At 70.0% G+C, this 21,094-nt stretch carries 13 protein-coding genes; 10 read left to right on the top strand and 3 right to left on the bottom strand.

The genetic code is table 11. The features are described from left to right. The first annotated feature begins 46 nt into the window (after positions 1–46). The gene (gene smc / locus ACTWQO_RS08435) at positions 47–3,637 is read left to right on the top strand and encodes a chromosome segregation protein SMC (RefSeq protein ID WP_443236572.1); all 3,591 of its coding nucleotides are present in this window, start codon (positions 47–49) and stop codon (positions 3,635–3,637) included. Between the two features lie 226 nt (positions 3,638–3,863). Beyond that, complete coding sequence (locus tag ACTWQO_RS08440; protein ID WP_443236573.1) at positions 3,864–5,282, top strand: sugar porter family MFS transporter; 1,419 nt, start codon at positions 3,864–3,866, stop codon at positions 5,280–5,282. A gap of 23 nt (positions 5,283–5,305) precedes the next feature. Here the strand turns inward: ACTWQO_RS08440 and ACTWQO_RS08445 are convergent, their stop codons facing one another. Then, positions 5,306–6,286, bottom strand: a complete 981-nt coding sequence (locus tag ACTWQO_RS08445; protein ID WP_443236574.1) for an LLM class flavin-dependent oxidoreductase — start codon at positions 6,284–6,286, stop codon at positions 5,306–5,308. A 174-nt stretch (positions 6,287–6,460) separates the two neighbouring features. Between ACTWQO_RS08445 and ftsY the strand changes: the two genes are divergently transcribed. Then, complete coding sequence (gene ftsY, locus ACTWQO_RS08450; protein WP_443236575.1) at positions 6,461–7,672, top strand: signal recognition particle-docking protein FtsY; 1,212 nt, start codon at positions 6,461–6,463, stop codon at positions 7,670–7,672. Positions 7,673–7,738: 66 nt separating this feature from the next. Here the strand turns inward: ftsY and ACTWQO_RS08455 are convergent, their stop codons facing one another. Continuing rightward, the gene (locus ACTWQO_RS08455; RefSeq protein ID WP_443236576.1) at positions 7,739–8,404 is read right to left on the bottom strand and encodes a bifunctional DNA primase/polymerase; all 666 of its coding nucleotides are present in this window, start codon (positions 8,402–8,404) and stop codon (positions 7,739–7,741) included. Positions 8,405–8,838: 434 nt separating this feature from the next. Here ACTWQO_RS08455 and nsdA point away from each other — a divergent pair, with 434 nt between their 5' ends. From nsdA to ftsH, 6 genes are all read left to right on the top strand, one after another. Continuing rightward, on the top strand, positions 8,839–10,314 hold the full coding sequence (gene nsdA / locus ACTWQO_RS08460) for a transcriptional repressor NsdA (RefSeq protein WP_443236577.1): 1,476 nt from the start codon (positions 8,839–8,841) through the stop codon (positions 10,312–10,314). Positions 10,315–10,620: 306 nt separating this feature from the next. After that, the gene (locus tag ACTWQO_RS08465) at positions 10,621–11,964 is read left to right on the top strand and encodes an ammonium transporter (RefSeq protein ID WP_443236578.1); all 1,344 of its coding nucleotides are present in this window, start codon (positions 10,621–10,623) and stop codon (positions 11,962–11,964) included. After that, positions 11,961–12,299 (top strand): P-II family nitrogen regulator, encoded by a 339-nt coding sequence (locus ACTWQO_RS08470; RefSeq protein ID WP_003997576.1) that lies wholly within the window; start codon positions 11,961–11,963, stop codon positions 12,297–12,299. Before ACTWQO_RS08465 ends, ACTWQO_RS08470 begins: the two co-directional genes overlap by 4 nt. Before the next feature lie 24 nt (positions 12,300–12,323). Then, on the top strand, positions 12,324–14,774 hold the full coding sequence (locus ACTWQO_RS08475; RefSeq protein ID WP_443236579.1) for a [protein-PII] uridylyltransferase: 2,451 nt from the start codon (positions 12,324–12,326) through the stop codon (positions 14,772–14,774). Positions 14,775–14,897: 123 nt separating this feature from the next. Next, entirely contained in the window at positions 14,898–16,448 is a 1,551-nt protein-coding gene (gene ffh, locus ACTWQO_RS08480; RefSeq protein WP_301984557.1) for a signal recognition particle protein, read from the top strand. A 129-nt stretch (positions 16,449–16,577) separates the two neighbouring features. Further along, positions 16,578–18,515: an ATP-dependent zinc metalloprotease FtsH gene (gene ftsH / locus ACTWQO_RS08485; RefSeq protein WP_443236580.1), complete on the top strand. Its 1,938-nt coding sequence runs from the start codon at positions 16,578–16,580 to the stop codon at positions 18,513–18,515. Between the two features lie 95 nt (positions 18,516–18,610). Here ftsH and ACTWQO_RS08490 read toward each other — a convergent pair whose 3' ends face one another. Then, positions 18,611–19,468, bottom strand: a complete 858-nt coding sequence (locus ACTWQO_RS08490) for an SAM-dependent methyltransferase (protein ID WP_443236581.1) — start codon at positions 19,466–19,468, stop codon at positions 18,611–18,613. A gap of 199 nt (positions 19,469–19,667) precedes the next feature. Between ACTWQO_RS08490 and proS the strand changes: the two genes are divergently transcribed. Further along, complete coding sequence (gene proS / locus ACTWQO_RS08495; RefSeq protein ID WP_443236582.1) at positions 19,668–21,083, top strand: proline--tRNA ligase; 1,416 nt, start codon at positions 19,668–19,670, stop codon at positions 21,081–21,083. Positions 21,084–21,094: the final 11 nt, after the last annotated feature.

Below are 21,094 nucleotides of genomic sequence, written 5' to 3' on the forward strand. Positions count from 1 at the left end.
CAGGGTTCGGCGTCTGAGATACCGGCGGGAGGTAGAGTCCAGCGGCGTGCACCTCAAGGCCCTGACCCTCCGTGGGTTCAAGTCGTTCGCCTCGGCGACCACGCTCCGGTTCGAGCCGGGGATCACGTGTGTCGTCGGACCGAACGGCTCGGGCAAGTCCAATGTGGTGGACGCGCTCAGCTGGGTCATGGGTGAGCAGGGCGCCAAGTCGCTGCGCGGCGGCAAGATGGAGGACGTCATCTTCGCCGGCACCACTGGCCGCCCGCCGCTGGGCCGCGCCGAGGTGTCCCTGACCATCGACAACTCCGACGGGGCGCTGCCCATCGAGTACGCCGAGGTCACCATCACGCGGATCATGTTCCGCAACGGCGGCAGCGAGTACCAGATCAACGGCGACACCTGCCGCCTGCTCGACATCCAGGAACTCCTCTCCGACTCCGGCATCGGCCGCGAGATGCACGTCATCGTCGGCCAGGGCCAGCTCGACTCCGTACTGCACGCGGATCCGATGGGCCGCAGGGCTTTCATCGAAGAGGCCGCGGGTGTGCTGAAACACCGCAAGCGCAAGGAGAAGGCGCTCCGGAAGCTGGACGCGATGCAGGCCAACCTCGCTCGCGTGCAGGACCTGACGGACGAGTTGCGCAGGCAGTTGAAGCCCCTGGGCCGTCAGGCGGCAGTGGCGCGCAGGGCCGCCGTCATCCAGGCCGACCTCCGCGACGCCCGCCTCCGCCTGCTCGCCGACGATCTCGTACGACTCCGAGAGGCGCTCAACGCCGAGGTCGCCGACGAGGCCGCGCTGAAGGAACGTAAAGAAGCCGCCGAGCTGGAGCTGAAGAAGGCGCTTCAGCGGGAGGCGCTCCTGGAGGACGAGGTACGGCAGCTCACACCGCGACTCCAGCGCGCCCAGCAGACCTGGTACGAACTCTCTCAGCTCGCCGAACGCGTCCGCGGCACGATCTCGCTGGCCGACGCCCGGGTGAAGAGCGCCACTTCCGCGCCGCCCGACGAGCGCCGGGGCCGTGACCCCGAGGACATGGAGCGCGAGGCCAACCGGATCCGTGAGCAGGAGGCCGAGCTCGAAGCGGCCCTGGAGGCGGCCGAGCGCGCGCTGGACGACACGGTCGCGCACCGCGCCGACCTGGAGCGCGAGCTGGCCATGGAGGAACGGCGCCTGAAGGACGTCGCCCGCTCCATCGCCGACCGCCGCGAGAGCCTCGCCCGGCTGAACGGCCAGGTCAACGCGGCCCGTTCGCGTGCCGCCTCCGCCCAGGCCGAGATCGACCGCCTCGCCGCCGCCCGCGACGAGGCCCAGGAACGCGCCGTCACCGCCCAGGAGGAGTACGAGACCCTCAAGGCCGAGGTCGACGGTCTCGACGCGGACGACGCGGAACTCGGCGAGCAGCACGAAGCGGCCAAGACGGCACTGACCGACGCGGAAGCCGCCCTGACGGCGGCCCGCGAAGCGGCCACAGCAGCGGAACGCAAACGCGCCGCCACCCAGGCCCGCCACGAGGCGCTGGCGATGGGCCTGCGGCGCAAGGACGGAACCGGCGCACTGCTCGGTGCGAAGGACCGGCTCACGGGCCTGCTCGGTCCGGCCGCGGAGCTGCTCACGGTGACCCCGGGCTACGAGGTCCCGCTGGCAGCCGCGTTCGGTGCCGCGGCCGACGCGATCGCGGTGACGTCCCCGTCAGCCGCGGCGGACGCAATCCGCCTCCTGCGCAAACAGGACGGCGGCCGGGCGGCCCTGCTGCTCGCAGGTGACGCAGACGCGCCCCAAAGGGGCGCGGGGAACTGCGCGACCAGCCACGACGAACCCGCAGTCGAAAGACAACCCGCACCCTCCGCTGCTGACTTCGTCCGCGGCCCAGCCGAACTCATGCCAGCCGTACGACGGCTACTCCACCGCATCGTCGTCGTAAGCACCCTCGAAGACGCCGAAGACCTCGTCTACGCCCACCCCGACCTCACCGCCGTAACCGCCGAAGGCGACCTCCTGGGCGCCCACTTCGCGCACGGCGGCTCCGCCGGAGCACCCAGCCTCCTCGAAGTGCAGGCCTCCGTGGACGAGGCCGCCGCCGAGCTGGAAGAGCTGGCCGTGCGGTGCGAGGCACTCACCGAGGCGCAGCACGCCGCGACCGAGCGACGTAAGGAGTGCACCGCTCTCGTCGAAGCCGTGGGGGAGCGGCGCAGGGCCGCCGACCGGGAGAAGTCGGCCGTGGCGCAGCAGCTCGGACGGCTCGCCGGTCAGGCGCGCGGTGCCGCCGGCGAGGCCGAGCGGTCCACCGCGGCGGCGGCGCGGGCGCAGGAGGCGCTCGACAAGGCCGTACAAGAAGCCGAGGAGCTGGCCGAACGGCTCGCCGTCGCCGAGGAGATGCCGGTCGAGGAGGAGCCGGACACCTCCGTACGGGATCGGCTCGCCGCCGACGGCGCCAACGCACGCCAGACCGAGATGGAGGCCCGCCTCCAGGTCCGTACGCACGAGGAGCGGGTCAAGGGGCTCGCCGGCCGCGCCGACTCCCTCGACCGCGCCGCCCGAGCGGAGCGCGACGCACGCGCGCGTGCCGAGCAGCGGCGGGCGCGGATGCGGCACGAGGCGGCCGTCGCGGAAGCCGTCGCCTCCGGTGCGCGGCAGCTGCTCGCGCACGTCGAGGTCTCCCTCGCCCGCGCCGACGAGGAACGCACCGCCGCCGAGGCCGCCAAGGCCCGGCGTGAGCAGGAGCTGACCGTCGCGCGTAACACGGGGCGCGATCTCAAGTCCGAGCTGGACAAGCTGACCGACTCCGTCCACCGCGGCGAAGTGCTCGGCGCCGAGAAGCGGATGCGGATCGAGCAGCTGGAGACCAAGGCGCTGGAGGAGCTGGGTGTCGAGCCGGCCGGGCTCGTCGACGAGTTCGGCCCGCATCAGCTCGTCCCGCCCTCGCTCCCGGCGGAGGGGGAGCAGCTGCCGGAGGACCCCGAGCATCCCCGCAACCAGCCCAAGCCGTTCGTCCGGGCCGAGCAGGAGAAGCGGCTCAAGTCCGCCGAGCGGGCCTATCAGCAGCTCGGCAAGGTCAACCCGCTGGCGCTGGAGGAGTTCGCGGCGCTGGAGGAGCGGCACCAGTTCCTCAGCGAGCAGCTGGAAGACCTGAAGAAGACCCGCGCCGACCTGCTCCAGGTCGTCAAGGAGGTCGACGAGCGCGTCGAGCAGGTCTTCACCGAGGCCTTCAGGGACACGGCCCGTGAGTTCGAGGGCGTCTTCAGCCGGCTGTTCCCGGGTGGTGAGGGGCGGCTGATCCTTACCGATCCCGACAACATGCTCACCACGGGCGTCGACGTCGAGGCACGTCCTCCGGGTAAGAAGGTCAAGCGGCTCAGCCTGCTCTCCGGTGGCGAGCGCTCACTGACCGCCGTCGCGATGCTCGTGTCGATCTTCAAGGCCCGGCCCAGCCCGTTCTACGTGATGGACGAGGTCGAGGCCGCGCTCGACGACACCAACCTGCAGCGGCTGATCCGCATCATGCAGGAGCTGCAGGAAGCCTCGCAGCTGATCGTGATCACCCACCAGAAGCGGACGATGGAGGTCGCCGACGCGTTGTACGGCGTCTCCATGCAGGGCGACGGTGTGTCGAAGGTCATCTCCCAGCGTCTGCGCTAGATGCGTGCTGCCTACACCGGTTCTGACCAGCGGTTTGGGGATCATTCCTTCAAGTCTTGAACGCAAGGCCCTCACGTGTGCGGTGCGTTTTCTTAACAACGTCATATTGACTTCGAAACTTGAAGACATAGCCTGAGCAACGTTGTTTTTACCTTCAGGTACCTTCTGGTGGACCTCGAAGGGCTGACCCCAACCGGCAGCGTTGCCGGTAGCCCGAGGAGTACACGTGACCAGCACAGCGCAGGCACCCAAGTCAGGAGCCGCTACGGCTCATCCCGAACATCTCGGGCGCGTCATCTTCATCGCCGCGGCGGCCGCGATGGGCGGCTTCCTCTTCGGCTACGACAGCTCCGTGATCAACGGCGCCGTCGAGGCCATCCGCGACCGCTACGACATCGGCTCCGCGGCGCTGGCGCAGGTCATCGCCATCGCCCTGATCGGCTGTGCCATCGGCGCCGCCACCGCCGGCCGGATCGCCGACCGCATCGGCCGTATCCGGTGCATGCAGATCTCCGCCGTGCTGTTCACCGTCAGCGCCGTCGGCTCGGCGCTGCCGTTCTCCCTGTACGACCTCGCCTTCTGGCGCGTCGTCGGCGGCTTCGCCATCGGCATGGCCTCCGTGATCGGCCCCGCCTACATCGCCGAGGTCGCCCCGGCCGCGTACCGCGGACGGCTCGGCTCCTTCCAGCAGGCCGCGATCGTCATCGGCATCGCCGTCTCGCAGCTGGTCAACTGGGGTCTGCTCAACGCCGCCGACGGCGACCAGCGCGGTCAGATCCTGGGCCTGGAGGCCTGGCAGGTCATGCTCGGCGTCATGGTGATCCCGGCCGTCATCTACGGCCTGCTGTCCTTCGCCATCCCCGAGTCCCCGCGCTACCTGATCTCCGTCGGCAAGCATGAGCAGGCCCGCGAGATCCTCGCCGAGGTCGAGGGCAAGAACATCGACTTCGACGCCCGGATCGCCGAGATCGAGCACGGCATGAACAGCGAGCACAAGTCGAGCTTCAAGGACCTGCTCGGCGGCTCCTTCTTCTTCAAGCCGATCGTCTGGGTCGGTATCGGCCTGTCGGTCTTCCAGCAGTTCGTCGGCATCAACGTCGCGTTCTACTACTCGTCGACCCTGTGGCAGTCCGTCGGCGTCGACCCGACGGACTCGTTCTTCTACTCCTTCACGACGTCGATCATCAACATCGTCGGCACCGTGATCGCGATGCTCCTGGTGGACCGCATCGGCCGTAAGCCGCTGGCCCTCATCGGCTCCGTAGGCATGGTGATCGGCCTGGCGCTGGAGGCCTGGGCGTTCTCCTTCCACCTCGTCGACGGCAAGCTGCCGGCCACGCAGGGCTGGATCGCCCTGATCGCCGCCCACATCTTCGTCCTCTTCTTCGCCCTGTCCTGGGGTGTGGTCGTCTGGGTCTTCCTCGGCGAGATGTTCCCGAACAAGATCCGCGCCGCCGCCCTGGGCGTGGCCGCCGCCGCACAGTGGATCGCCAACTGGGCCATCACCGCGAGTTTCCCGTCGCTGGCCGACTGGAACCTCTCCGTGACCTACGTGATCTACACGGCCTTCGCGGCGCTCTCCATCCCGTTCGTCCTCAAGTACGTGAAGGAGACGAAGGGCAAGGCACTGGAGGAGATGGGCTGAGCCTCGTAGACGTACCGCCCGGCTCAGCCTTCGAGGTCATTGAGCCGGGGCAGTACGTTTTCGCAGAACAGCCGCAGGCTGCGCCACCCCTCCTCCACCGGCATCCCGCCCGACAGCGGATGCAGCACATAGTTGTCGAGCCCCTGTGTCACACACTCGTTCGGCGTGAGGATCCGGTAGACGCCCTCGGCGCGCAGCTCGTCCACGGTCGTGGCCGCCGACTTCACCGCGGACCGTATACCGCCGGACTGCCAGGAGGCGTACGTCCGCGCCTCATGCAGGAAGTGGCCGCCGTACTCGCTCCACGCCCGGTCCGGGTCCTCGGCGATGTGCAGCAGCGGCTGCTCGGTCGCGGGCATCATGGTCCAGCCCTCGGTGCCGTACTCGACGAGCCGTTCCTTGTAGTACGTCTCCAGCTCCGGCAGATGCGCGCTGGGGAAGAACGGCAGGCCGAGCCGGGCGGCCCGGCGGGCGGCGGCCTGCGAGGAGCCGCCGACGAGGAGGAGCGGGTGCGGTTCGGTGAACGGGCGCGGGGTGACCCGGACCGTACGGCCCCGGTACTCGAACTCCTCGCCGGTCCAGGCCTTGAGGAGGGTTTCGAGGAGTTCGTCCTGGAGCCGCCCGCGCCGCTTCCACTCCACGTCGAACAGGGCGTACTCCTCCGGCCGGTAGCCGATCCCGGCGACGGTCACCAGCCGTCCGCCGCTCAGCAGATCCAGTACGGCGATGTCCTCGGCCAGCCGCAGCGGGTCGTGCAGCGGTCCGATGATCGCCGAGACCGTGACCGCGATGTTCCGGGTGGCGCCGAAGACGGCTCCCGCGAAGGTGAAGGGCGACGGCAGCCAGTTGTTCGTGGCGCCGTGGTGCTCTTCGGTCTGGACGGTGGTGATGCCGTGATCGTCGGCGTACCCGGCCATCTCCAGCGCCGCCTTGTAGCGGGCGCTGAGCGAGGCGGGGGTCGCGCCGGGCTCGACGAGGTTGAAACGTACGACCGTGACGGGCATGGGAAGAGTCCCCCTTCACCGGTGGATGCGAAGGGGGACGGTAGCTGACGGGGCGTCAGACATCCAGGGGTGCGGTTCCTCGGTCCGCGAGCAGTGGCAGGAGGGCGACCCAGCCCCTTGGAGGAAGCTACAAGCTGGGTCCCGCGGAGCCCGATGGCTGATACTGGACGCGTTATGGAAACCGTCATCCTTGCTGTAGTCATCGCCGTGGTCGTGCTCGGTGCGCTCGGCGGGCTCATCGTCGGCACCCGGCGCAAGAAGCCGCTGCCCCCGCCGCCGCCCACCGCGCCCGACATCACCGCCCCTCCGGCCGAGCCGCACGTCGGCGACGAGGCCGAAACGCCGCGCGAGGAACCGCGCCGCACGATAGAGGAGGTGGACCTTCCCGACGGCTCGGCCCCGGCCGCCGTCGAGGAACCGCCCGTCGTCGAAGAGCTTCCGCCGACCGAGATCGAGGTCCCGGAACCCACCGCGGGGCGCCTGGTGCGCCTGCGCGCCCGTCTCTCCCGCTCCCAGAACGCCCTCGGCAAGGGGCTGCTCACGCTGCTCTCGCGCGAGCACCTCGACGAGGACACCTGGGAGGAGATCGAGGACATCCTGCTCACCGCCGACGTCGGTGTGCTGCCCACCCAGGAGCTGGTCGACGGGCTGCGTGAGCGCGTCAAGGTGCTCGGTACCCGGACGCCCGACGAACTGCGCGGCCTGCTGCGCGAGGAGCTGCTCAAGCTGGTCGGCACCGACATGGACCGCGTCGTTAAGACCGAGCCGGAGGACCGCAAGCCCGGCATCGTGATGGTCGTCGGCGTCAACGGCACCGGCAAGACCACCACCACCGGCAAGCTCGCCCGGGTGCTCGTCGCCGACGGCAACAGCGTCGTCCTGGGCGCCGCCGACACCTTCCGTGCCGCCGCCGCCGACCAGCTGCAGACGTGGGGCGAGCGGGTCGGCGCGTACACCGTGCGCGGGCCCGAGGGCGGCGACCCCGCCTCCGTCGCCTTCGACGCGGTCAAGGAGGGCAAGGAGATGGGCTCCGACGTCGTCCTCATCGACACCGCCGGGCGCCTGCACACCAAGACCGGCCTCATGGACGAGCTGGGCAAGGTCAAGCGGGTCGTGGAGAAGCACGCTCCGCTGGACGAGGTGCTGCTCGTGCTGGACGCCACCACCGGCCAGAACGGTCTGGTGCAGGCCCGCGTCTTCGCCGAGGTCGTCGACATCACCGGCATCGTCCTGACCAAGCTGGACGGTACGGCGAAGGGCGGCATCGTGATCGCCGTGCAGCGCGAGCTGGGCGTGCCGGTCAAGCTGGTCGGCCTCGGCGAGGGTGCCGACGACCTGGCGCCGTTCGAGCCGGAGGCGTTCGTCGACGCCCTTATCGGAGAGTGAGTCCTGCGTCGGCCGTACGAGAGCGCCCGCCCCCACAGCTGGAGGCGGGCGCTTCGCTGTGTACGCCTACGCCCGTGATCGATGTGCCACGTACGCCAGCGTGCCCAGCAGCAGCCGTGCCTCCGGCGGCCGGGTCGCCGAGTCCAGCTCGGGGGAGCGCAGCCAGCGCACCGGACCCAGGCCGGCCCGGTCGGACGGCGGGGCGGTGATGTACGTACCCGGGCCGAGGCCGTGCAGGTCGAGGGAGGTCGGGTCGTCCCAGCCCATGCGGTAGAGCAGCTCGGGGAGGTCGGTGGCGGCGCCCGGGGCGACGAAGAAGTGCGCGCGGCCCTCGGGGGTCGCCGTGACCGGGCCGACGGGCAGGCCCATGCGCTCCAGCCGGGCCAGCGCATGGCGTCCGGCGGGTTCGGCGACCTCGATGACGTCGAACGTCCGGCCGACCGGCAGCATCGCCGAGGCGCCGGGGAACTCGCCCCAGGACTCGGTCACTTGGTCGAGGGTGGCGCCGGCGGGTACTTCCGGCGCGAAGTCCAGCGGATGTGCGCCCGGCGTGCGACAGTCGGCGTGGCCGCAGGAACAGGCGCCCGCCGCGGCCCGCGCGCCCGGCACCACGTCCCAGCCCCAGAGCCCGGTGAACTCGGCCACGGCGGTGCACTCCGACGTGCGGCCGCGGCGGCGCGAGCCGGACCGGATGTCGCGGATGCCCCGACTGCTGCCGATCGTGAAGCCCATGCCCCCTCCAACGGGTCCGACGCACCGGTGGTTACGAGACCACCCGGAATGTGACTGACCGTGTCCTCGCCTCGATGCCAAGCGGCGCCTTCGAGCGGCTCGGGTGGTGCGCCCGGCTGTGTGCGCCCCTGAGTGCACCGTTCCGCCCACTCCTGGCCGTCCTATGTCAAGTGAATCGCGTACGACCGACCGTGAGTTCATTCGAAGGGGTGGCGAATGGTGGCGTTTCCGGGATCGCCATGGCTGGAGGCGTGATCGTAGGATTACTTTGAGTGCACGAGTCCTGGGGGCACATGCACTTGTGGGTATGCCGGAGGCAACTCGGTTTTCCGTTCGATGGGTGACAACTGCCGGACGGACGGCCGTATTTACCGGCATTCTGATAGGGCTTGGCGCACTCGGCGACAAGTGGTCTCAGGGATGGGGGCGTTCCAGTGGGCGGCAACGGCGGAAGCGGTACGAACGCTGACAAGCGCCCCAATGAGCTGCTCGGCTCGTGGTTCGTGCGCAGCGGCTGGTCCAAGGGCGAGCTCGCGCGGCAAGTGAACCGCAGGGCTCGCCAGTTGGGGGCCAACCACATCTCCACCGACACCTCGCGGGTACGTCGCTGGCTGGACGGCGAGAATCCGCGCGAGCCGATCCCCCGGATCCTGTCCGAGCTGTTCTCCGAGCGGTTCGGATGTGTCGTCTCCGTCGAGGACCTGGGGCTGCGCGCCGCCCGCCAGTCACCGTCCGTGTCCGGAGTCGACCTGCCCTGGACGGGCCCGCAGACCGTGGCCCTGCTCAGCGAGTTCTCGCGCAGCGACCTGATGCTGGCGCGGCGCGGCTTCCTCGGGACCTCGCTGGCCCTCTCCGCGGGCCCGTCCCTCATCGAGCCGATGCAGCGCTGGCTGGTGCCGGCGCCGCAGGCCCCGCAGCAGGAGGCCGGTGCCGTCCCGTCCTCACGCGCGCGTGGCCGGCTGTCCAAGCCCGAGCTGGACCTCCTCGAGTCCACCACCGTGATGTTCCGCCAGTGGGACGCCCAGTGCGGCGGCGGCCTGCGCCGCAAAGCCGTCGTCGGCCAGCTGCACGAGGTGACCGACCTCCTTCAGGAGCCGCAGCCCGAGTCCACCACCCGCAAGCTGTTCAAGGTCGCCGCCGAGCTGGCCGAGCTGGCCGGCTGGATGTCGTACGACATCGGACTCCAGCCCACCGCGCAGAAGTACTTCGTCCTCGCCCTGCACGCCGCGAAGGAAGCGGGCGACAAGCCGCTCGGCTCGTACATCCTGTCCAGCATGAGCCGCCAGATGATCCACCTCGGGCGGCCCGATGATGCGCTGGAGCTGATCCACCTCGCGCAGTACGGCAGCCGGGACTGCGCGAGCCCCCGCACCCAGTCGATGCTGTATGCGATGGAGGCCCGGGCCTACGCCAATATGGGCCAGCCCGGCAAGTGCAAGCGGGCGGTGCGGATGGCCGAGGACACCTTCGGCGAGGCCGGCGAGTGGGACGAGCCGGACCCCGACTGGATCCGCTTCTTCTCCGAGGCCGAGCTGTACGGCGAGAACTCCCACTCCTTCCGCGACCTCGCCTATGTGGCGGGCCGCAGCCCCGCCTACGCGTCCCTCGCCGAGCCCCTGATGCAGCGGGCCGTCGACCTCTTCGCCAAGGACACCGAGCACCAGCGGTCGTATGCGCTGAACGCGATCGGAATGGCCACCGTGCATCTGCTGCGACGGGAGCCCGAGCAGGCCTCTGTCCTCGCCGCCGAGGCCATGCAGATCGCCAAGAAGGTCCGCTCCGAGCGCGTGAACACTCGTATCCGAAAGACGGTCGACACGGCCGTACGCGACTTCGGTGATCTCGCCGAGGTCGTGGACCTCACCGACCGGCTCGCCATCGAGCTGCCCGAGACCGCCGAAGCGGTCTGACACCCCAGAACCCCGGCCGCGGCCGGCCCTCCCGACTGCCCGACTCGGCTCCCCCATGCCAGGTCATTCGGAAGGCCGCCCGCGGCCGGACCCTGAAGGTTGCGCCACGATAACGATCGACCCGGCCACAATCCGGCAGTTCATCGACGCGTAACACACAGGGCGTCTTCGTCACGGCGGCGAAACAACGAGGGGCTTCCATCGAAACGGCGCTGCGCCAATCTCATGGCGCATAAACCGGCCCACCCCTCAAATCCGCTCAAGGCTTCGCCCGCACGGGGCCGTACCAACGACGAGGAGACGCCGATGGCATCAGCCGCCATCACGCTAGCCGCAGACGCTCCCACGCTGTCTGCCGCAAACACCGGGTTCATGCTGATCTGTTCGGCGCTGGTGTTGCTCATGACCCCCGGTCTCGCCTTCTTCTACGGAGGCATGGTCCGGGTCAAGAGCACCCTGAACATGCTGATGATGAGTTTCATCAGCATCGGCATCGTGACCATCCTGTGGGTGCTGTACGGATTCTCCCTCGCCTTCGGCACGGACAAGGGCAGCATCATCGGCTGGACGTCGGACTACGTCGGACTCAGCGGCATCGAGACCGGTGACCTGTGGTCCGGCTACACCATCCCGGTCCTCGCCTTCATGGTCTTCCAGCTGATGTTCGCGATCATCACGCCCGCCCTGATAAGCGGTGCTCTCGCGGACCGCGTGAAGTTCACCGCCTGGGCGCTGTTCGTCGCCCTGTGGGCCACGATCGTGTACTTCCCGGTCGCCCACTGGGTCTGGGGCACCGGCGGCTGGGCGTTCGACCTGGGCGTCATCGACTTCGCCGGTGGTACGGCGGTCCACATCAACGCCGGTGCAGCCGCGCTCGGCGTGATCCTGGTCATCGGCAAGCGCGTCGGCTTCAAGAAGGACCCGATGCGCCCGCACAGCCTCCCGCTGGTCATGCTCGGCGCCGGTCTGCTGTGGTTCGGCTGGTTCGGCTTCAACGCCGGCTCGTGGCTCGGCAACGACGACGGCGTCGGCTCCCTGATGTTCGTCAACACGCAGGTCGCCACCGCCGCCGCCATGCTGTCCTGGCTGATCTACGAGAAGATCCGCCACGGCGCGTTCACCACGCTCGGTGCCGCCTCCGGTGCGGTCGCCGGTCTGGTCGCGATCACCCCGTCCGGTGGCGCGGTCTCCCCGATCGGCGCGATCGTCGTCGGTGTCGTCGCCGGTCTGCTGTGCGCCATGGCCGTCGGCCTGAAGTACAAGCTCGGTTACGACGACTCGCTCGACGTCGTCGGCGTCCACCTCGTCGGCGGTGTCGTCGGCTCGCTGCTCATCGGCCTCCTGGCCAGCGGCAAGGGCCAGTCCGAGGTCGAGGGCCTCTTCTACGGCGGCGGCATGACGCAGATGTGGAAGCAGCTCGCCGGTGTCGGTGCGGTTCTCGCCTACTCCCTGATCGTCTCCGCGCTCATCGCCTTCGTCCTCGACAAGACCATCGGCATGCGGGTCTCCGAGGACGAAGAGGTGGCCGGCATCGACCAGGCCGAGCACGCCGAGACCGCATACGACTTCAGTGGCGCCGGTGGCGGTGCCGCCAAGTCCACCGTGGTACCCCCGGCCCCCGCAGCCACGAGCAAGAAGGTGGACGCATGAAGCTCATCACCGCCGTCGTCAAGCCCCACCGGCTCGACGAGATCAAGGAAGCCCTCCAGGCCTTCGGGGTCCACGGACTGACGGTCACCGAGGCGAGCGGCTACGGTCGTCAGCGGGGCCACACCGAGGTCTACCGGGGCGCCGAGTACACGGTCGACCTCGTCCCCAAGATCCGCATCGAGGTCCTCGCCGAGGACGACGACGCCGAGCAGCTGATCGACGTCATCGTCAAGGCGGCCCGTACCGGCAAGATCGGTGACGGAAAGGTCTGGTCCCTCCCGGTCGAGACGGCCGTACGGGTCCGGACCGGCGAGCGCGGGCCGGACGCGCTTTAAAAGAAAAGGAACAGGAGTCGCTGGGTGACGAGTACGGACGTACGGGAAGATGCAGAGGACTCGGGACCCAGCGGCTACGCGGCGGCCCGGCTGCGCCTCCTCCAGGAGGGGGCGCGGTCCGGGCCGCCGCGCCGTACGGCCCTCGCCGAACTGACCGACGACTGGCTGTCGGGGCTGTTCGGCGCGGGCGCCGACGGGCTCAAGGGCGCCTCCCTGATCGCGGTCGGCGGCTATGGCCGCGGCGAGCTGTCCCCGCGCAGCGACCTCGATCTGCTCCTGCTGCACGACGGCAGTGACTCGGACGCGGTCGCCGCGCTGGCCGACCGCATCTGGTACCCGGTCTGGGACCTGGGCCTGGCGCTCGACCACTCGGTGCGTACACCGGCCGAGGCACGCAAGACCGCGGCCGAGGATTTGAAAGTCCAACTCGGTCTCCTGGACGCCCGGCACATCGCCGGCGACCTCGGCCTGACCGCGGGACTGCGCACGGCCGTCCTCGCCGACTGGCGCAACCAGGCGCCGAAACGTCTCCCCGAACTCCAGGAGCTGTGCGCCGAGCGCGCCGAGCGTCAGGGTGAGCTGCAGTACCTGCTGGAGCCGGACCTGAAGGAGGCCCGCGGCGGCCTCCGTGACGCCACCGCCCTGCGCGCCGTCGCCGCCTCCTGGCTGGCCGACGCCCCGCGCGAGGGCCTCGACGACGCACGGCGCCGACTGCTCGACGTACGCGACGCCCTGCATCTGGCGACGGGCCGGGCCACCGACCGGCTGTCCCTCCAGGAGCAGGACCAGGTCGCCGCCGAACTGGGACTCCTCGACGCCGACACTCTGCTGCGGCAGGTGTACGAGGCGGCGCGCGTCGTGTCGTATGCGAGCGATGTCACCTGGCGTGAAGTGGGGCGCGTGCTGCGGTCGCGCGCGGTGCGGCCGCGGCTGCGCGCCATGCTGGGCGGTGGCGGGAAGCCGGTCGCCGAGCGGTCCCCGCTCGCCGAGGGCGTGGTGGAACAGGACGGCGAGGTGGTGCTCGCCCGCGCCGCGCGCCCCGAACGCGACCCCGTGCTGCCCCTGCGCGCCGCTGCCGCCGCCGCGGAGGCTGGCCTGCCGCTCTCCCTGCACGCCGTACGGCGCATGGCGGCCACCACACGCCCCCTGCCCACGCCGTGGCCCGCCGAGGCACGTGAGCAGTTGGTCACCCTGCTGGGCTCCGGCCACCCGACCATCGAGGTGTGGGAGGCGCTGGAGGCCGAGGGCCTGATCACCCGCATGCTCCCCGACTGGGAGCGGGTCCGCTGCCGCCCGCAGCGCAACGCCGTGCACATCTGGACCGTGGACCGGCATCTCATCGAGACCGCCGTCCGCGCCTCCGACTTCGCCCGCCGGGTCAGCCGCCCCGACCTGCTCCTGGTCTCCGCGCTGCTGCACGACATCGGCAAGGGCTGGCCCGGCGACCACTCGGTGGCCGGCGAGATCATCGCCCGCGACGTGGCGGCCCGGATCGGCTTCGACCGCGAGGACGTCGCCGTGCTCGCCACGCTCGTACGGCATCACCTGCTGCTCGTCGAGACGGCCACCCGGCGCGACCTGGAGGACCCGGCCACCGTGCGCTCGGTCGCCGAGGCGGTCGGCACGCAGAGCACGCTGGAGCTGCTGCACGCGCTGACCGAGGCGGACGCGCTGGCCACCGGCCCGGCCGCCTGGTCGTCCTGGCGCGGATCCCTCGTCGCCGACCTGGTGCGACGGGTCTCGGCGGTGCTCGCCGGGGACATTCCGGAGGAACCGGAGGCCGCCGCGCCCACCGCCGAGCAGGAGCGGCTCTCCATCGAGGCGATCGCGACCGGCAGCCCCGTGCTGTCGCTGCGCGCGCAGACCGAGCCGCCGACGGAGGACCAGCCGACCGGCGAGCCCGAACCACTCGGCGTCGAGCTCCTCATCGCCGTACCGGACCAGAAGGGGGTGCTGCCCGCCGTGGCCGGTGTGCTGGCGATGCACCGGCTGACGGTACGGACCGCGGAACTGCGGGCCCTGGACCTGCCGGACGGCGTCGAGGGGTCCGTCCTGCTGCTGAACTGGCGGGTCGCCGCCGAGTACGGCTCCCTGCCGCAGGCAGCCCGGCTGCGCGCCGATCTCGTACGGGCCCTGGACGGTTCCCTGGACATCGCGGGCCGCCTCGCCGAGCGCGACGCGGCCTATCCGCGGCGTCGTGGCGTCGTGGCGCCGCCGCCCCGGGTGACGGTCGCACCGGCGGCATCGCGGCTGGCGACGGTGTTCGAGGTCCGGGCCCATGACGCCCCGGGCCTGCTGCACCGGATCGGGCGAGCGCTGGAGGACGCGGGCGTGCGGGTACGCAGTGCGCATGTGTCGACGCTGGGCGCGAACGCGGTGGACGCCTTCTACGTCACCAGTTCGGAGGGCGCCCCGCTGCCGAGCGAGGAGGCGGGGGCCGTGGCGCGGAAGCTGGAGGAGACACTGCGGGGGTGACCTCGCGGTCATGTGATGTGTCGCCTCCGCTGCTGAATGCAGGCGGCGGGGACGATTGCCTTGCAAGGCCGGATACCCTGGAAGACGCTCAGACTGCTCCCGACCCCGAGGACCGACGCCGCCGTGTTCGATACTCTCTCCGATCGCCTTTCAGCGACCTTCAAGAACTTGCGCGGCAAGGGGCGCTTGAGCGAAGCGGATATCGACGCCACGGCGCGCGAGATTCGCATCGCCCTTCTCGAAGCGGACGTGGCGCTGCCTGTCGTCCGTACCTTCATCAAGAACGTGAAGGAAAGGGCTCTCGGCGCCGAAGTCTCCCGCGCGCTGAACCCGGCCCAGCAGGTCCTCAAGATCGTCAATGAGGAACTGGTCACCATCCTCGGCGGCGAGACCCGTCGTCTCCGCTTCGCCAAGCAGCCGCCCACCGTGATCATGCTGGCGGGTCTGCAGGGTGCCGGTAAGACGACCCTCGCGGGCAAGCTCGGCCACTGGCTGAAGGAGCAGGGCCACTCGCCGCTGCTCGTCGCCGCCGACCTCCAGCGCCCGAACGCCGTGAACCAGCTCAGCGTCGTCGCCGAGCGCGCCGGCGTCGCGGTCTTCGCGCCGGAGCCGGGCAACGGCGTCGGTGACCCGGTCAAGGTCGCCAAGGACTCCATCGATTTCGCGAAGACCCGGGTCCACGACATCGTGATCGTCGACACCGCCGGCCGCCTGGGCATCGACCAGGAGATGATGCAGCAGGCCGCGGACATCCGGGACGCGGTCTCGCCGGACGAGATCCTCTTCGTCGTCGACGCGATGATCGGCCAGGACGCGGTCAACACCGCCGAGGCCTTCCGCGACGGCGTCGGCTTCGACGGCGTGGTGCTCTCCAAGCTCGACGGTGACGCCCGCGGTGGTGCGGCCCTGTCGATCCGCCAGGTCACCGGCAAGCCGATCATGTTCGCGTCGAACGGCGAGAAGCTCGACGACTTCGACGCCTTCCACCCTGACCGGATGGCCTCCCGCATCCTCGACATGGGTGACCTGCTCACCCTGATCGAGCAGGCGGAGAAGACGTTCAGCCAGGAAGAGGCCGAGAAGATGGCCTCCAAGCTGGCGTCCAAGAAGGGCCAGGACTTCACCCTGGACGACTTCCTGGCCCAGATGGAGCAGGTCAGGAAGATGGGCTCCATCTCCAAGCTGCTCGGCATGCTGCCCGGCATGGGCCAGATCAAGGACCAGATCAACAACCTCGACGAGCGTGACGTCGACCGCACGGCCGCGATCATCAAGTCGATGACCCCGGCCGAGCGCCAGGAGCCGACGATCATCAACGGCTCGCGGCGTGCCCGTATCGCCAAGGGTTCCGGCGTCGACGTCAGCGCGGTCAAGGGCCTGGTCGAGCGGTTCTTCGAGGCCCGCAAGATGATGTCCCGCATGGCCCAGGGCGGCGGCATGCCCGGTATGCCGGGCGTCCCGGGCATGGGTGGCGGCCCCGGCCGGTCGAAGAAGCAGCCCAAGAAGGCCAAGGGCAAGCAGCGCTCCGGCAACCCGATGAAGCGCAAGCAGCAGGAGCAGGAGGAGGCCGCCCGCCGCGCCGCCGCCGCTCAGGGCGGCAACGCGTTCGGTGTGCCGCAGCAGGGCGCGCAGGACTTCGAGCTGCCGGACGAGTTCAAGAAGTTCATGGGCTAGAGGTTCATGGGCTGACGGTTCGGTCTGTACAGCCTGGTTCATACGACGCTGGGGGCGCCCCTCGCCAGGGGCGCCCCCAGCGTCGTATGCGCACATGCTTGCGGGCGTGTGATGTCGTAACGTCCCGATATGACCAACCCGGCGCCGACCCGTAAGTCTCCCGAGCAGCCCTGGCGAACCGAGGGCACGCCCGAGGAGCCGCCGAAGCCGCCGTCCGGTGGGCGCAGGCTGCGTGGAGGCTGGTGGAGCCTGGTCCTCGCCGCGCTGGTCGTGTTCCTCGTCGCCAATCTGGTGCTCTCGTACTTCGACGAGGACGAGCCGACCATCTCGTACACGGAGTTCAGCAAGCAGGTCGACGCCGACAATGTCAGCAAGATCTATTCCAAGGGTGACGCGATCCAGGGGCAGCTGAAGAAGTCCCAGGACGATCCCGAGGGCGACGGCAAGTACAGCAAGTTCAAGACGCAGCGCCCGGAGTTCGCGGACGATCAGCTCTGGGCGGAGCTGACCAAGAACAACGTCACCGTCACGGCGGAGCCGGTCGTCCAGCAGCGAAGCTTTCTGGCCAATCTGCTGATCTCGCTGGCGCCGATGGTGCTCCTGGTCGTGCTGTGGATCTTCATCGCGCGGCGGATGAGCGCGGGGATGGGGGGCGCGGGCGGCATGCTCGGCCGGAAGGCCCCGCCGAAGCCGGTCGAGCTGGAGCCCGGCGCCGAGCGCACGACCTTCGCGGACGTGGCGGGCATCGACGAGGTGGAGGGCGAGCTCAATGACGTCGTGGACTTCCTGAAGAATCCCGACGCCTATCGCCGTATGGGCGCCAAGATGCCCCGGGGTGTCCTCCTCGCGGGGGCGCCCGGCACCGGGAAGACCCTGCTCGCGCGGGCGGTCGCGGGGGAGGCGGGGGTGCCGTTCTTCTCGGCGTCGGCGTCCGAGTTCATCGAGATGATCGTGGGCGTGGGTGCGTCACGCGTGCGTGAGCTGTTCGCCGAGGCGCGCAAGGTGGCGCCGTCGATCATCTTCATCGACGAGATCGACACCATCGGGCGGGCACGCGGCGGCGGCGCGAGCATGGGCGGGCACGACGAGCGCGAGCAGACGCTCAACCAGATCCTGACCGAGATGGACGGCTTCTCGGGCGCGGAGGGCGTGATCGTCATCGCCGCCACCAACCGCGCCGACGTCCTGGACCCGGCCCTGACCCGCCCGGGCCGCTTCGACCGGGTGGTCATGGTCTCGCCGCCGGACCGCGGTGGCCGCAAGGCGATCCTGGAGATCCACACCCGGGAGATCCCGCTCGCCGAGGACGTCGACCTGGCCCAGGTCGCGCGCACGACCCCGGGCATGACCGGCGCCGAACTGGCCAACCTCACCAACGAGGCCGCCCTCCTCGCGGTCAAGCGCAAGCAGGACAGGGTGAAGCAGGCTGACCTCTCCGAGGCCCTGGAAAAGGTCCAACTGGGCGCCGAACGCCCGCTGGTGATGCCCCTGGAGGAACGCCGGCGCACCGCGTACCACGAGAGCGGCCACGCCCTCCTCGGCATGCTGCAGCCGGGCGCCGACCCCGTCCGCAAGATCACCATCGTGCCGCGCGGCAGGGCCCTCGGCGTCACGCTCTCCACCCCGGAGTCGGACAAGTACGCGTACACCGAGGAGTATCTGCGAGGCCGCGTCATCGGCGCCCTCGGCGGCATGGCGGCGGAACAGGTCGTGTACGGCATGATCACGACCGGTGCCGAGAACGACCTCGAACAGGTCACCAACATCGTGCGCGGCATGGTCGCGCGGTGGGGGATGAGTGAGCGGGTGGGACGGCTGTCCGCGCTCCCGAACGACGCTCAGCAGGCGTACGGCCTCGCCGCCGCGCCCCAGACCCTCGATGTGATCGACGACGAGATGCGGCGGATCGTCGACGAGTGCTACGACGAGGCGTGCCGCAAACTCCGCGACCATCGCGGCCAGTTGGACGACCTCGCCCAGGCGCTCCTGGAGAACGAGACGCTGGAGGAGGCGGACGCGTACCGGATCGCGGGGATCACGCGCCTGGCGAAGGACGTGGACACGTGAGCGCTCCGCTGGTTGTGCCGCGATGTGTCGTCGGTTTGCTGCGGCTCCGTCGTGGCTGGTCGCGCAGTTCCCCGCGCCCCTTCGGGGCGCTCCGCTTAGGGCGTACGGGCGATCAGGTACCGGAACACGTTCGGCATCCACACCGTCCCGTCCCGCCGCAGATACGGATGCAGAGCCTCCGTCAGCTCCTTGTCGACCTGCGCCTGGTCCGTCGCGGTGATCGCCGCGTCGAACAGCCCCGTGGACAGCAGTCCGCGCAGCGCGCTGTCCATGTCGGCGTAGCCGAAGGGGCAGGCCACCCGGCCCGAGCCGTCGGGCTTGAGGCCGGCCCGCTGGGCGACCTCCTCCAGGTCGTCGCGGAGGGCGGGGCGCCAACTGCCCGCGCTGCGCAGCGGATCCGCCAGCTTGGCGGCCACCCGCAGCACGGACGACGTGGTGCAACGTTCCGGCGGACCCCAGCCGGCCAGCACCACGGGCGCCCCCCGATCGGCGAGCGGTGCCGCTGCCTCGAGCAGCTCGCCGAGTCCCTCCGAGTCGCCCGCGAGACACCCGATGGGCTCGAAAGCGGTCACCAGGCTGTACGCGGGCGTCTCCGCGTCGGCCGCGTCCCGCGGTGAGCCGTCGACGAGCCGGGTGTCCGCACGCGCGCGCGTGCCCCACGCCTCGGGCCGCAGCCGCTCCCGCGCGAGGGCGAGCCGCTGAGGCGAGGAGGGTTCGACACCGGTGACGGCGGCGCCTCTGGAGGCAGCCATCAGCAGGGCCAGCCCGGATCCGCAGCCGAGGCCGAGGAGCCGTGTGCCGACGCCCACTTCCAGTCGCTCGTAGACGGCCTCGAAGAGCGGAACCAGCATCCGCTCCTGGATCTCGGACCAGTCACGCGCGCGTGCACACAGGTCCACGCGTGGCCCGGGGCCCGCAGGAGACAGGTGCTGCCGCACGAGCGTAGGTGTCATGTAAAGCGCCCCAATCCGACGAGAGTTGCCGCTGTGCCCGATTCCGTAGCCCCCGTGACGTGCGCTCGCTGTCCCCCCGTATGCCAGGAAACTCCGCGTCCGACGCCTCGTCCAGAGGGTTGTGCCGCCCGGCTTGTGGGTTCGCTGTACGAGTGGCGAGATTTCACATTCCGGCAACGTGGGCCCGTACCATCTCGCCATGGCCAAGGCACCCGTACTCACCCCGCGGGCGGACGACTTCCCGCGCTGGTACCAGGATCTGATCAACAAGGCCGAACTGGCCGACAACGGTCCGGTGCGCGGCACCATGGTGATCCGACCGTACGGGTACGGGCTGTGGGAGCGGATGCAGGCCGAGATGGACGCCCGCATCAAGGAGACGGGCACCCAGAACGCGTACTTCCCGCTGCTGATCCCGCAGTCGTACTTCGCCAAGGAGGCCGAGCACGTCGAGGGCTTCGCACCCGAACTCGCCGTCGTCACGCACGGCGGCGGCAAGGAGCTCGAAGAGCCGGCCGTCGTCCGTCCCACCTCCGAGATGATCATCAACGACTACTTCTCGAAGTGGGTGCAGAGCTACCGCGATCTGCCGCTGCTGATCAACCAGTGGGCGAACGTGGTCCGTTGGGAGCTGCGGCCCCGCCTCTTCCTCCGTACGACCGAATTCCTGTGGCAGGAAGGCCACACCGCACACGCCACATACGAGGACGCCCGCGACTTCGCCGCGCACATCCACCGCAAGGTCTACGAGGACTTCATGGTGAACGTCCTCGCCATGGACTCCGTCCCCGGCCGCAAGACCGTCAAGGAGCGCTTCGCGGGCGCCCTCAACACCCTCACCCTCGAAGCGATGATGGGCGACGGCAAGGCCCTCCAGTTGGCCACCAGTCATGAGCTGGGCCAGAACTTCGCCAAGGCCTTCAACACCCAGTACCTGTCCAAGGACGGCAGACAGGAACTGGTCTGGCAGACGTCCTGGGGGTCCACCACCCGCATGATCGGCGCCCTGGTGATGACTCACGGAGATGACAATGGCCTGCGCGTCCCGCCGCGCCTCGCCTCGGTGCAGGCCGTCGTCCTCGCGATCAAGGGCGATGACGCGGTTCTGGCCAAGGTCCGCGAGATCGGCGACCAGCTGAAGGCGGCGGGCATCCGCGTCCACGTCGACGACCGCACGGACACCCCCTTCGGGCGCCGGGCCGTCGACTGGGAGCTGAAGGGCGTGCCGGTCCGGATCGAGGTCGGCCCCCGTGACCTGGAGAACGGCACCGCGATGCTGGCCCGCCGGATCCCCGGCGGCAAGGAGCCGGTGGCGATCGACTCGCTCGTACGGCTGCTCCCCACGGTCCTCGAAGAGGATCAGGCGCTGCTGCTGACCCAGTCCCGCGAGCGCCGTGAGTCCCGTACGTCCGACGTGTCGAGCATCGAGGAGGCCGTGGACGCCACGACCGCCGGCGGCTGGGCGCGCATCCCCTGGGCGGCCCTCGGCGAAGAAGGCGAGGCCAAGCTGGGTGAGCACGCGGTGACCGTACGGTGTCTGGTCGCCGAGGACGGGTCGGTGCCGGACGCCGATGACGCACCCGGTAACGTCGCGATCGTCGCGCGAGCCTACTGAGCCATGGGCGG

The sequence above is a fragment of the Streptomyces sp. 4N124 genome, assembly GCF_052245395.1.
In the GTDB taxonomy this organism is placed as follows: domain Bacteria; phylum Actinomycetota; class Actinomycetes; order Streptomycetales; family Streptomycetaceae; genus Streptomyces.